The sequence below is a fragment of the Bradyrhizobium sp. 2TAF36 genome, from assembly GCF_052114925.1.
Classification (GTDB): Bacteria; Pseudomonadota; Alphaproteobacteria; order Rhizobiales; family Xanthobacteraceae; genus Bradyrhizobium; species Bradyrhizobium barranii.
This window is the reverse complement of the sequence record NZ_JBFRFR010000139.1, coordinates 1-11,762: the sequence shown is the minus strand read 5'-3', so window position 1 is coordinate 11,762 and position 11,762 is coordinate 1. Positions and strand designations below refer to the sequence as shown.

13 protein-coding genes and 1 tRNA gene are annotated in these 11,762 nt (G+C 59.3%); 4 read left to right on the top strand and 10 right to left on the bottom strand.

Annotation, left to right across the window (positions count from 1 at the left end):
• Nucleotides 1-112: 112 nt before the first annotated feature.
• From AB4Z51_RS42110 to AB4Z51_RS42095, 4 genes are all read right to left on the bottom strand, one after another.
• Entirely contained in the window at nt 113-694 is a 582-nt protein-coding gene (locus AB4Z51_RS42110) for an NUDIX domain-containing protein (protein ID WP_085398461.1), read from the bottom strand.
• 13 nt (nt 695-707) lie between these two features.
• On the bottom strand, nt 708-1,148 hold the full coding sequence (locus tag AB4Z51_RS42105; RefSeq protein WP_085398460.1) for a GNAT family acetyltransferase: 441 nt from the start codon (nt 1,146-1,148) through the stop codon (nt 708-710).
• Entirely contained in the window at nt 1,145-2,572 is a 1,428-nt protein-coding gene (locus AB4Z51_RS42100; RefSeq protein ID WP_085398459.1) for an FAD-binding oxidoreductase, read from the bottom strand. The genes AB4Z51_RS42105 and AB4Z51_RS42100 overlap by 4 nt, the downstream gene beginning before the upstream one ends.
• Before the next feature lie 78 nt (nt 2,573-2,650).
• A complete protein-coding gene (locus AB4Z51_RS42095) occupies nt 2,651-3,640 on the bottom strand; it encodes an L-threonylcarbamoyladenylate synthase (RefSeq protein WP_441499528.1) in 990 nt (329 codons plus the stop codon).
• A gap of 68 nt (nt 3,641-3,708) precedes the next feature.
• Here AB4Z51_RS42095 and AB4Z51_RS42090 point away from each other — a divergent pair.
• Nucleotides 3,709-3,785: transfer RNA gene (locus AB4Z51_RS42090), tRNA-Pro, on the top strand.
• A 183-nt stretch (nt 3,786-3,968) separates the two neighbouring features.
• Here the strand turns inward: AB4Z51_RS42090 and AB4Z51_RS42085 are convergent.
• Entirely contained in the window at nt 3,969-5,069 is a 1,101-nt protein-coding gene (locus AB4Z51_RS42085) for a site-specific integrase (protein WP_441499527.1), read from the bottom strand.
• Nucleotides 5,070-5,661: 592 nt separating this feature from the next.
• Here AB4Z51_RS42085 and AB4Z51_RS42080 point away from each other — a divergent pair.
• Together AB4Z51_RS42080 and AB4Z51_RS42075 are read left to right on the top strand one after the other, a co-directional pair.
• On the top strand, nt 5,662-7,155 hold the full coding sequence (locus tag AB4Z51_RS42080; RefSeq protein ID WP_441499526.1) for a ParB/RepB/Spo0J family partition protein: 1,494 nt from the start codon (nt 5,662-5,664) through the stop codon (nt 7,153-7,155).
• Between the two features lie 498 nt (nt 7,156-7,653).
• The gene (locus AB4Z51_RS42075) at nt 7,654-8,250 is read left to right on the top strand and encodes a hypothetical protein (protein WP_441499525.1); all 597 of its coding nucleotides are present in this window, start codon (nt 7,654-7,656) and stop codon (nt 8,248-8,250) included.
• A 136-nt stretch (nt 8,251-8,386) separates the two neighbouring features.
• Here AB4Z51_RS42075 and AB4Z51_RS42070 read toward each other — a convergent pair whose 3' ends face one another.
• Nucleotides 8,387-9,274: a dienelactone hydrolase family protein gene (locus tag AB4Z51_RS42070; protein WP_441499524.1), complete on the bottom strand. Its 888-nt coding sequence runs from the start codon at nt 9,272-9,274 to the stop codon at nt 8,387-8,389.
• An 80-nt stretch (nt 9,275-9,354) separates the two neighbouring features.
• Nucleotides 9,355-10,251: a hypothetical protein gene (locus tag AB4Z51_RS42065; protein WP_441499523.1), complete on the bottom strand. Its 897-nt coding sequence runs from the start codon at nt 10,249-10,251 to the stop codon at nt 9,355-9,357.
• An 85-nt stretch (nt 10,252-10,336) separates the two neighbouring features.
• On the opposite strand from AB4Z51_RS42065, the gene AB4Z51_RS42060 reads away from it, so the two are divergent.
• The gene (locus AB4Z51_RS42060; RefSeq protein WP_012041505.1) at nt 10,337-10,564 is read left to right on the top strand and encodes a helix-turn-helix domain-containing protein; all 228 of its coding nucleotides are present in this window, start codon (nt 10,337-10,339) and stop codon (nt 10,562-10,564) included.
• 29 nt (nt 10,565-10,593) lie between these two features.
• Here the strand turns inward: AB4Z51_RS42060 and AB4Z51_RS42055 are convergent, their stop codons facing one another.
• From AB4Z51_RS42055 to AB4Z51_RS42045, 3 genes are all read right to left on the bottom strand, one after another.
• Nucleotides 10,594-10,917, bottom strand: a complete 324-nt coding sequence (locus tag AB4Z51_RS42055) for a DUF3768 domain-containing protein (RefSeq protein WP_441499522.1) — start codon at nt 10,915-10,917, stop codon at nt 10,594-10,596.
• A 112-nt stretch (nt 10,918-11,029) separates the two neighbouring features.
• A complete protein-coding gene (locus AB4Z51_RS42050; protein ID WP_441499521.1) occupies nt 11,030-11,503 on the bottom strand; it encodes a hypothetical protein in 474 nt (157 codons plus the stop codon).
• Between the two features lie 124 nt (nt 11,504-11,627).
• The coding region (locus AB4Z51_RS42045; RefSeq protein ID WP_441499306.1) for a transposase domain-containing protein at nt 11,628-11,762 on the bottom strand (135 nt) is incomplete at its 5' end.

Sequence of the window (11,762 nt, the reverse complement as noted above, 5' to 3'; positions counted from 1 at the left end):
GGTGAGGGGTATCTTTCCGCGAGCCCGCTTTTTCTGAATTTGCGGACGCATACCCCTCATCCGGCGCTTCGCGCCACCTTCTCCCACAGGGGGAGAAGGAAGAAAGCGTAACTCACCTGAAAATATGCAGCGCCGCGTATTGCAGCAGCATGATCGCCTTGGCGTCGATGATGCGTCCATCCGCGATCATCGCCAAGGCCTCGTCGATCGAGAGCTCCAGCACCTCGATGTCCTCGCCCTCGTGCTCGAGGCCGCCGCCGTCGCTGACCCGCATCTCCGGCTCGTATTCGGCGACGAAGAAATGCAGCTTCTCGGTGATGGCGCCGGGGCTCATGAAGGCCTCGAACACCTTGTGGACGTGGTGCAGGCGATAGCCGGTCTCCTCCTCGGCCTCGGCGCGGATGCGCACCTCGGGGGAGGCATCGTCCAGCACGCCGGCGGCCGCTTCGATCAGGAGATCGTCGTAGCCGCGGATAAAGGCCGGCAGGCGGAACTGGCGCACCAGGATCACCGTACGCCGTGCGCGGTTATACGGCAGCACGGCGGCGGCGTTGTCGCGCTCATAGGTTTCCCGGTGCTGCGTCTGCCACTCGCCATTGGCGCGCTGGTACTCGAACGTCGTGGTCTTCAGCGTGGTCCAGCCGTCCGAGAGCACGCGGACGTCCTTGATGCGGACGCGGTCGGAAATGGTCATTGCTGTTTTCCAGCTACGTTGTGGAAGCGCGGCCGTCGAGCCACTTCTGGAACATCACCGAGGTCGATTCCTCGAARCCCAGCGACTGGTAGAACGCATTGGCTTGCGCGTTCTCGCGGCGGACCAGCAGTTGCAGCTTCAAAATGCCGGCCTGCCGCAGCCAGTCCTCGGCCGCGACCATGATGACGCGGCCATAACCGCGTTTGCGCCCATCGGGATCGACCGCGACGTAATAGACCCAGCCGCGATGGCCGTCATGGCCGACCATGGCGGTGGCGACGATCGCGCCGCCATCGCGGCCGATCAGCACGGTGGAATTGTCGCGCCGCCGCGCCAGCGCGATGTCGGCATGCGGATCGTTCCAAGGGCGCGTCAGGCCGCAGCGCTGCCACAGCGCGACGAGGGGCTCGACATCGGCGTCGGTGATCGCATCGATCGTAAGTGAGACGCTCACAGCACCTTCCCCGGATTCATGATGCCGAGCGGGTCGAGCATCGCCTTGATCGACCGCATCAGCTCGATCGCGGTCTTGTCCTTCACCTCGGGCAACTCGTCGCGCTTGAGCACGCCGATGCCGTGCTCGGCCGAGATCGAGCCGCCCATGCGCAGCACGATCTCGAACACGACCGCGTTCATCTCGTGCCAGCGCGCCAGGTAATCCGCGGTGTTGGCGCCGATGGGCTCGCTGACATTGTAGTGCAGATTGCCGTCGCCGAGATGGCCGAACGGCACCGGCCGTGCGCCGGGGATCAGTTTCACGACGGCGGCATTGGCTTCGTCGATGAAGGCGGGCACGGCGGCGACCGGAACGGAGATGTCATGCTTGATCGAGCCGCCCTCCGGCTTCTGCGCCGACGACATCTCCTCGCGCAGCTTCCAGAAGCCGTTGCGCTGGGTGAGGTTGGCCGCGATCACGGCGTCGTCGACGATCTCGTCTTCCATGGCGCGGGTCAGGATCGTCTCCAGCGGCGTGCGGGCATCGTCGCCGGGCGAGGACAATTCCATCAGCACGTACCAGGGATGTTTTGCTTCGAGCGGGTCGCGCACGTCGATGCCGTGGCGGACCGAGAAGTCGACCGCCATCTCCGACAGCAGCTCGAAGCTCGTCAGCGCGTTCGCGGCTTCGCCTTGCGCGATGGTCAGCAGCTTCAGCGCCGCCGCCGGCGATTTCAACCCGACGAAGGCGGTCTCGATCGCCCGCGGCTTCGGAAACAGCTTGAGCGTGGTCGCGGTGATGATGCCGAGCGTGCCTTCCGCGCCGATGAAGAGGTTGTGCAGATTGTAGCCGGTGTTGTCCTTCTTCAGCTTCGACAACACGTTGAGCACGCGACCGTCGGCGAGCACCACCTCGAGCCCCAGCGCCATCTCGCGCGCAACACCATAGGCGAGCGCGGCGGTGCCGCCGGCATTGGTCGAGAGATTGCCGCCGATGGTGCAGCTTCCTTCGGCGCCGAGCGAGAGCGGAAACAGCCGGTCCACGTCGGCCGCCTTCTGCTGCGCGACCTGGAGCACGACGCCGGCCTCGCAGGTCATGGTGTTGGAGGCAGTGTCGACCTCGCGGATCTTGTCGAGCCGGCGCAGCGACACCACCACTTCGCCGTTGTGCGGCGTCTGGCCGCCGACGAGCCCAGTGTTGCCGCCCTGCGGCACCAGCGCGATTCCGTGCGCGGAGGCGAGCTTGCAGATCGCCGAGACCTCCGCCGTCGAGCCCGGGCGCAGGACCAGCGGCGAGCGGCCGTGAAACAGGTTGCGCTCCTCGGTAACGTAGGCCTCGATGTCGGCCGCGTCGGTGATGGCATGTCGGTCGCCGACGATCTTGCGGAATTGTTCGATCAGCTCTGGCGCAAGCGGCGGGGTGGCAGATTTATTGACGTTCATGCTCTTGTCTCTTGTTCGCTCTTATCTCTTGCGCATGATCTTATCGGAAAACCGCTGCATACTTTTCCGGATCATGCGCTATCGGGCGACCGCGGCCCGGCGCAGCCGGTCGTTGATGGCCTCGCCAAGTCCTTCTTCCGGCACCGCCATCACCGCGATCGCTCGCGGGCTCTTCGCATCGAGGGCGCGAAGATAGCCGAACAGATTGGTGGCGGCTTCATCGAGATCAGCCGCGGGCGACAAATTCATGACGGCGGCGGCGGCCTCCAGGCCCGGCAGGCGATCGGGGCCGAACGCCAGCAGCGCTTCGCCAGCTGCCACATCGCGCGCATTGAGCCGCACGCTGGCGCGCGGCGCGTAATGCGAGGCCAGCATGCCCGGCGCCAGCGGCTGGCTGTCGTCGCTCTCGGCCTCTACGGGTGGCCGCGCCAGCGGCGCGCCGAGCACGGCCTCGATCCGCTCGCGCGACAGCCCGCCGGGGCGGAGCAGCGTCGGGACGTCGAAACAGCCGACAATGGTCGATTCGACGCCGACCGTAACAGGCCCGCCGTCCACGATCAGGTCGATCCGCCCGGCAAGGTCGCTTTCGACATGGGCTGCCAGCGTCGGCGAGACATGGCCGGAGATGTTGGCGGACGGCGCCACCACGGCCCCGCCGAAGGCGCGCAGGATCGCCTCCGCCACCGGATGGGCAGGAATGCGGATCGCGACCGTGTCGAGCCCGGCGGTGGCCAACTCAGCCACCGGACAGTCATCCGTCTTCGGCACCACCAGCGTCAGGGGCCCCGGCCAGAACGCTTCCGCAAGCCTCAACGCACGCGCGTCGAAACGCCCGATCCGGCGCGCGGCGGCGAGATCGGCGACATGGGCGATCAGCGGGTTGAAGGCCGGCCGCCCCTTGGCGGCGTAAAGATGGGTGATCGCGGTGGCATTGGCGGCGTCCGCCCCGAGCCCGTAGACCGTCTCGGTCGGAAACGCGACCAGCCCGCCGGCGGCCAAAATCCGGGCGGCAGCTTCCGCGCCGGCCGCGCCGGCCGGTAAAATCAGCGTTTCAAGACCCGTTTTCACAGGGACAAAATTCCTCATGCCGGCCGCTTGCGGTGCGTCAAACCCGACGCTATAAGCCGCCTTCTTGTCGGAGTGTGGCTCAGCCCGGTAGAGCACTGCGTTCGGGACGCAGGGGTCGCAGGTTCGAATCCTGCCACTCCGACCATTATCTTCAAATACTTAGTCTTTTCGTCCATTTMTACCCCCCGAACTATCCCCCGAAGAATGGCTGTCACCCGGAATCAGGCAGCAGCTTTCTTCGTGATCTTCTTCGCCGTGATGCCTTGCACCGCCTCGGCCAAGTGGTCGGGATGGTGGTGGCCGTAGGTGCGCTCAAGCACCTCGACCGTCATGCCGAGATAGCCTGCCGCAGTCCACAAATTGACCCCGCGCTGCATAAGCCAGTTGCCGCCGTGTGCCTCAGCGTATGCGGCACGACGGGGCCAGCCGACAGGTCGATCTTGGCTTCCGTGACCACCGTCCGGAAGGCTTTCTTGACCGATATGACGGCTTTGCCGTTCCACTCGACGAAATGCTCCTTGGCAATGCCGAGCCGGTCCCAGCGCTTCAGATGAGCAAGGAGACGGGGCGGGATGGGGGCAGGCGGCTGACGCTTCTTGGTGGCCTTCTTTCCGGCCGGTTTCCTATAGAACACGCCGTTTTCGAGATCGACGTACGACTTGCCCGGCGCACGTACCTTCGCGGCTGACGCGATAGCTCCGGCTCGGGTTCCGGTGTAGAGACCAATCAGTAGGAAACGGGCAACGTGCCGAAGCGGTCGGCGGTCTGAAATGACCTTCTGACCCTTGTTCGGACCGACGTGGATCGTTTGAACTTCTCGGTAGCGCCAAGCCTTCCAGATCATGGCAGCAGCCTCGCTGCGGGTAAGCCAACGGTCTCGGGTCTCACCCTTGTCAGGCAGCCAGACGCTGACCTTGCCGTAGTGCAGATTCTCGCTGCTGTGGAAATTGATGGCGGCGCGCAACATCTCAAGATCGCGCCGTGCCCCTCCCTCGCCACCACCTTCGCTAATCCGCTTCTTGACGTATGATTTGCAGAGCTGAGTATTGATCTCGCTAAGCATCTTGCCGCCGAAAAACTCGTTTATGCGACCAATTGTTTGTTCAAGATGGCGCTCCGCCGAGGTCTTCTCCTCCTCTGGTTTGTCCGGGCCAACTTTGTCGTCCAAGTAAACCAGCAGCACATCGGCGATATCGATTTCCTTGATGTCATCCGACGTATTCCGTGGATTGTATTGCCGCGAAATGTAGTCTGCTAAGGCTTGTTGTGCTTTCGCTGGCGGTTTGACCTGAGACGGGTCCGCAACACATCCTGTGGAGACTTCAGCTTTGCCATCTCGGATGACCCAAACTGATTTTTGATAGAGCTTGCCATCCTTGTAACGAGCGGCGCGTCGTCGGAGGTACGGGCCTTGGCTTGCACGCGGCATAGTTCTCTCATCTCATTGATGGCTTCCAGGGTGGTGTAGTCTTTGCCCGCAATACGCTCCACTTGCAGCCGACCGCGCAAGGCTTCGCGCCGCAGGCCCGATGCCGTCATCGAACCGTCGGGAAAAGCTAACTTTGCTGCAATCGAAAGTCGGAGGGGGGCGTCAGGCGCAACATTCCCTAGAGTCAAATCCATAACCAGTCAGCCGTCGCCGTCACTTGCGGCGAAGTTGGGTGTGACTGGTCTTAAGACTCAGTAGGATTTCAGCGCCGGGTGCAGGCGCGGTACGAATCTATGTCAGAAACAGAAGTAAAGTCAAGTAAGACAACAAGTTATCGCGTCCTAAGGAGCGCGCAAAGTGGACGACGCTCGCTCCGGTTTCAGACCTGCGGATCGTCAAACACGGTGAGGCATATGGCGATCAAGGCGGGAAGGTCGCGGGCCGCCCTATTGATTTGCAGCGGGGCAGTGCTATTTTTCCTATCAGGAGAGCGTGCGTAACTTAGACAGACGCCGATAGTCTCATCCTTTCTCTACTGAGCCATAGCGCCAGTCACGTGGAAGTCCCACCGCTCAGCCGCGGCCGACTACGCATGTGCTCCGTAGATTTCCAACTCAATCAGATGGGCCATGTGTTGGCGGTCGTTGCTGGCGACAAGCCGCGCGTGAAGACGACGGCCTCGTTTTCGCGCGCCAATGGAAACCTGTTAGCGATTGAGGAGATTGAAATGGCACCGAACAAGAAGACCCAGAAATGGGTAGACGATCTTTTTGAGAAAGGGAAATTCTCGGGGTTTGGAAAAAGGAGCCGCCGCCGCGAGCTTACTTCCCGAGTGCGGATTGCGGGAACGGTGCGCGCCGATGAAACGCGCGATCTCCATCGAGAAGGTAGATACCAATTGATCAGCACTGCCAGCATCCTGATACCCAAGGAGCTGGACAAGCTGGACGAAAACGTCGTCGCTGACATCGGGGAGTCCATACTTCTGTACGATTTGCTGCACCCCATTGCCATTCGTCGTGCCGAACCAAACCAGCGAGGCGGCAAAAACAAAGGAAAATTCGTTCTTGTTGCCGGAGCGCATCGTCTTGAGGCCATCAAAAGGGTCGGTAGACAAAGGATTTGGTGTTCTATTTTGGACGGCGACGACACGGAGGCTAAACTAGTCCGATTGGGCGAAGACCTTTTCCGGAAAACGCTGACTGTTCTTCAAAAAGCGGAAAAGCTCGTCGCCTATCTCAACCTCGCTTCGGCCAAAGTGAACATTTCTGGCCAAGTTGGCCAGAAAAGCAAAGTTGGGCGGCCCCCGGGCGGCGTTGCACTTGCCGCTCGTGAGCTGCCGGTACTTGGCCGCTCTGTGGCAGCGCGCCGCAAGATCATTGATCGGGCGATCAAGATCAGCCAAATCACGCCAGAGGCCAAGCGGGCTGCAAGAGACGCTCGTTTGGACAACAACCAAAGAGCGCTTCTGAAGATCGAGGAGGCTGGCGGGCGCGATGCGCAGCTCAAAAAGGCTGCCGAATTTGCCGAGATTGCAAAAGCACTAAGCGCTCCACTGAACCGCGCAGCGAAGTCATCAGTCGGCAGCCGGGTCGCCAAGGAAGCGGTGGGGCAAACCCAACAGCGGCAGAGGACGACGACGTTCGATGAAATGCTCGCTCTGTGGAAACAAGAGTGTCGCGACGCATGGCGTCATTTGCCCGCTATAGACCGAGAACGGCTCATCGAAACGATTCGCCGCGCACCGCTCCTCGCCCGGGTGAATATCGTCGAGTTCGTCCACGACGTGTTTCGGGGACGGGGTGAGGTACGTAAGGAGCATCTGTTCGGCATCGCAGCAACGCGTGGCTTCCCAAAAGGTGCCGTTCGAAAGACGCTCAAGGGGCTTGGGTACGAGTCGAAACGCAAGGGGCAGCGTGCAAAACCGAAATGGTTCTTTTTAAATCGCGATCAAAATTGGATGCGACAGCAGCCGGTTATTGCCGACGCAGAACTTGCTTCTTCTGCTGGTGCACAACCAAATCCAAGAGATACAGCCCCGAAACGCGGGAAGCCGTTCGATCCCGACTACTTCGCCGACCTTTAAACTAGACCTATCGACGCTCGGCAGGCGGAGAGGACATGTCCCCTCCGCCCGCGTTGGCATAGCTTGAAGGGGCGGACTGGTACCCCAGTGGAATCGTAGGAGAAGCCGTCAGTCGCGATCCGATGGCTCGCCGCGCACGGCGTGCGCAGATAGGACCTCTTAGGCCGTCGTTGGCTATTCTGGCCGTGGCTTGAAAGATCGAGGTCGCGGTTGTGCTGACAAACGCGACCGGGGCTGATCGACCTTACTAGGGGAATGACGCCCGCCTACGCCGTATGGGATCTTGAACAGGGCAGCCCGCACTTGCGCTCGATGATCCGCTTGTACGCTCGCGGTGTCCGACGGGCAATCTTGTAAATAGCTAATTCAGAATGACATAGCCGACGCGCTCAGTGGTTGTCCCGATGCGCGGTACTTCAACATGGAGAAATCACCCTCTCCATATGGAGAGGCATGTCTGAATAGATCATTCAAATCACTAACATCAATGGACCAACGATGACACAACATCAAGCTACCTATGGCTTTCATTATAGAGAAGCCATCGTGGAAGCCTATTCAAGCATGATAGCTGAAAAGATGGACGAGGGGCGCGAAGGATACTTCGTGAACCTCATGTTCAACCAACTGCCGGGTTCACGTCAGAACCATATGGATACCATGCGACAAGAAGTGGAGCGCGTGCATTGGACTCTAGCTAAGCACATGATCCATCGCCCGAACCATCGTAACTGGGCTCACATGCGGCCGATCTTTGTTGGGAGTCCTGATCTACGCGTATTCAAACGTGATCGAGTCGAAGCAGATCGCCTTGTAGTGGCGAATGATGGCCTTCACTTCAATACAATCGCTTTAGTGCCCCCTCCAAGTTTATCGATTCTACCGAGCGGGGTTCAGAACAGATTGTGGGGTCTTCAATCGAGGTTGAAGGTGCCTCTCGATCAGCATTTCCGCGACCGAAGCAGGTTCTATCTGAATGATCGACTGGCGCGGATACATGTAACGCCGATCAGCTACGGGACCATGGCCGATTATACTTTGAAAGCGTTCAAGCACGGTAGATTGGACGAAGACTCGATTTTGGTCTTGAACTAGCCGCGAGCCAGAGTGTGGTGAGATAAGCGGGCAACGTTCTGTGCGCCCGCTTATTGGCTCGACGGCGATAGGCCCACGTTGTCATTAGCGGCAACTAGCGTTGCTTTCGCTCTGACGACGCGCAACTGCTGTTGGGTTACCTCGTTGCTTTTTGAGCCACGTTCAGATCAGCGATGATGGCTTTGATTGTGCCTTCGGCCGCTGCTGCATTGTAACCGATGTGGTAGCCGTGAAACATGTGGACTGAATAATGATCTTCAAAGGCATGGTAGGCTCCCTTCCATAGAGTGGCCTGAACAGGAATCGCGCGCTTGCTCTCGGCCATTTGGCCGCAGAGGACCGGACTGGTGGCCTCATCCTTCTCGGCAAGGAATAGATGAACGGGACCATAAAACTCGACGTTTTTCATCAGATAGCATGAGGGTTGCATAGCGAAACCTCCGGCGAACATATGCGCGTGCAGATCGCCGATCAGGCGGTTCATGATGATTAGCGTCGTGGTTGCCCCGTTGCTGCGACCAACAACATAGACGTGCTTGGAATCAGCGAACTTTTGGTCGATCAGCCAATCCAATGCGGCATAAGCATCATCAGCCCGACGCCGCGCCCAATTTAGTTGACTTGGATCTGAACAAACACCGTCGGGCCCCAGACCTCGCGTAGTAAAGCTGTCGAGCACCAAGATGCCATAACCTGCCCGGACTAGGTTTTCGCCATAGTCGCTCGCCCACTTCCATTCACGAGCTCCGGAGCAACCGTGCAGCATTAGCACGAACGGGATGGGACCTCTGGTGCCGTGCGGCCGGATCATCTCGGCTTGCAATTCGCCGTCGGCCTTCACCTTTCCTTTTTCTTCGACGGTCCCGTTCATAAAGTTCTTTGACCAGCCGTCTATATATTCGTTGCCGGGAATCCATGGCGACGATTGCGTTGAAGTATGCCAAGGAATCTTGACCATCTCGGCGTTCGCCGGGCCGAAGAATAGGACGATGATGGCGACCATTGAGAAAACAATCTGCTTCATTGGAAAATTGACCCCTGCCTCATGTTGCTGAACCTGATCTGCTGCCCATCAAATGCTCGGCGTGGAAAGTGCTTCACGCGTTAAGACCATCGCGTGATCCGCWCGTCAGGCCGGATCGTTCGCAGAATGCTCAGAAATTGATCGCGTTTGAATTTGGAGCGGAACATCAAGCGCCGTGCACCAAAATCTCCCGACAGATTCACATGGTAGTGGTGCACGGTTTTGTATTTCGGATTCTTTTCGCCCAAGCTCGCAAGAACATCGACCCCACGCTTGTTAATGGTCTGCGCATTCGCGTCGTGAATACGAGACAACGGCAAGCCCAGCCGCCAAGCAAAATATGGGTAAGAGAGTCGATCACCGGGGACGTTAAAGTGGGTGCCCATGAGGTGGGACGTTAAAGCAGAAACGCAAGCTATCGGTACGACAACAAATCCGATCATCCCAAACGTCGGAGAAAGCGTCGCGGCGAGAGCGACAAAGACGACGGCGGCGTTGAAGGCGATCAAGACCGGGGTGGTGCAGACCTTCAACCAATCGACTATTCGATTTGAATCGATGGGCATCGGATAGACATCGCCCTCGATATCTTCACTATCGGGTTCGGCGGCCATCTCATGCTCGTCGCCCTCAGCGGACACGTTGCTTCGGCGGATGTCGTCTTGCACCGTGTGGACAATCGGCAAAGGCGGGGGAGCGCTTGCAGTTGTTCGCGATTGCTGCTGCTGCGAAGGCGGAGAGCGCCTTGCTCTGATCGGCAGATAGATTGATCCAACAAAGCCGATAAGCGTCGCGGCCAAACCTATGCGGGCCTGCAGGTCGGCGTTCTCAACACCAGCGATAACGCACACCATCATGGCCGCAAGGACGGACAGGGAAGTGCCGATGAAGACTAGGAGCAGAGACAGAACAAGAAATAATGGGGTGGAAACACGCTGAAGGAAGCTTTGCTGGTAAGAGCTTTCGGCGCTGGACATTGTGCGATCCTTTCGATGCTTTCGTTGGCGCGACCGCACAGGTTGATACGAATAGGGACTATATTCCCTAGAGACTATATGCCTGATGGTGCTCGATCCCGCAATGCAGGATTGGCGCGCGGTGTTGGGGAGGAATGTTCGGAAGATCCGTCAGCAACGACGGATGACGCAGGAGAAGTTGGCCTTTGAGGCCGAGATCGACTTGACCTATATGGGCGGGATCGAGCGAGGCAAACGTAACCCCAGCCTGTTGGTTATGGCCCGTATCGCTGAGGCGCTTTCCGTACCTTTGACGAAACTTCTTTCTGACTAGCGGTGGTACGTTGTCCGCCCAGCAGTCGTCTAATATTCTTCGGCCAGCATGACCGTGATCACTCGCTGGGTGACGGTGGGATCTGCTGGGTCGGGTGAACCGAACTCGAAATTCGCGTCGAAATATTCGATCTTGAAGATGACGGACAAGCCCTCAAATCCAAGCATGCCGAAGTCTCGCTCACCGTGCGGATCGTTTGCTGTAGAGAAGGCGTCGAACTTCGCTATAGCTATGAGTAGACGCTGAACGGCCTCGGGTCCGAGCGCGGCTATGCCCGGCGTCATGAAGGCCCTGCCGCCCGTGAGAGTTGTCCGAAGCTGATCATTGAGAAAACGAATCCGTTCAACCGACATGGTTGCTTTCTCCGCTGATGTTTTGGGGAATGCCGGAATCTGTCCGGCGCATGGGGTAGAAGGGGTGGCCCGGGCCTCAGCCCGAGCCAATTTGCAGACGAGGGTGGGTAGATCAGCCGGGACCGGGGTTGACCAACGCGACCGTGTTGATGTGCCTGATGAACTTCGGCAGCTTGGGTGCGTCGCGATACCGCAAGGTCAGAATCTCGTCCTCGCGCTTTATAACCACCGCCTCCCACCAGCCATCGTCAGGCGACTCGTGGGCCAGCACCATGTGGCCTACGGTGATTTCCTCCCAACTGCGCGGCAACCCCGATGTTACCGGCGAGATGCACCTCACGTTGTCCGCCGCAGCATCCGTTTCGCTTTTTGCCTGAGGGTTCTCGGAAGCCTGACCCGGAACATCGGCTCTTTCGGCGGCAGGCCCTCCGTCTGCAAGCGGACCCGCCGCTTCCAATATCTTATCGTAGAGTTCACGCCTGATATTCGGGACGAACAGCTTTACGACCTTGCCGCCTCCGTACACTCGTCCCACTGGAAGCTTCATACCCAGCGCTGACACTGCCGCAGGTGGATTGATCAGCACGCGGCACTTGAGATCCACGGCCGCGGATACGATGCTGTCCTTCAGCTCGGCGAACCGAGCGCCGCGCGGCTTACCGTTTGCGTCTATTCCTATGACGTAGACCGGATCAGCGTAAGCGTCGTTCTCAGGCCACGGCTTTGAGGTCGTGACGGCAATAGGCCCACGGAAGCAGCTCATCGATGTTGCTGTTTGGATGGCCGTTGACGATCCTGGTGAGGGCATCGGTCAGATAGGCAAGCGGATCGACATCGTTCAGCTT

Excerpts from the sequence above, each read along its gene's own strand:
- AB4Z51_RS42060 (WP_012041505.1), top strand. The coding sequence starts at position 10,337 with ATGGTGCTCGATCCCGCAATGCAGGATTGGCGCGCGGTGTTGGGGAGG.
- AB4Z51_RS42070 (WP_441499524.1), bottom strand. The coding sequence starts at position 9,274 with ATGAAGCAGATTGTTTTCTCAATGGTCGCCATCATCGTCCTATTCTTC.
- AB4Z51_RS42080 (WP_441499526.1), top strand. The coding sequence starts at position 5,662 with ATGTGCTCCGTAGATTTCCAACTCAATCAGATGGGCCATGTGTTGGCG.
- AB4Z51_RS42055 (WP_441499522.1), bottom strand. The coding sequence starts at position 10,917 with ATGTCGGTTGAACGGATTCGTTTTCTCAATGATCAGCTTCGGACAACT.
- AB4Z51_RS42085 (WP_441499527.1), bottom strand. The coding sequence starts at position 5,069 with ATGCCGCGTGCAAGCCAAGGCCCGTACCTCCGACGACGCGCCGCTCGT.
- AB4Z51_RS42075 (WP_441499525.1), top strand. The coding sequence starts at position 7,654 with ATGACACAACATCAAGCTACCTATGGCTTTCATTATAGAGAAGCCATC.
- AB4Z51_RS42100 (WP_085398459.1), bottom strand. The coding sequence starts at position 2,572 with ATGAACGTCAATAAATCTGCCACCCCGCCGCTTGCGCCAGAGCTGATC.
- AB4Z51_RS42110 (WP_085398461.1), bottom strand. The coding sequence starts at position 694 with ATGACCATTTCCGACCGCGTCCGCATCAAGGACGTCCGCGTGCTCTCG.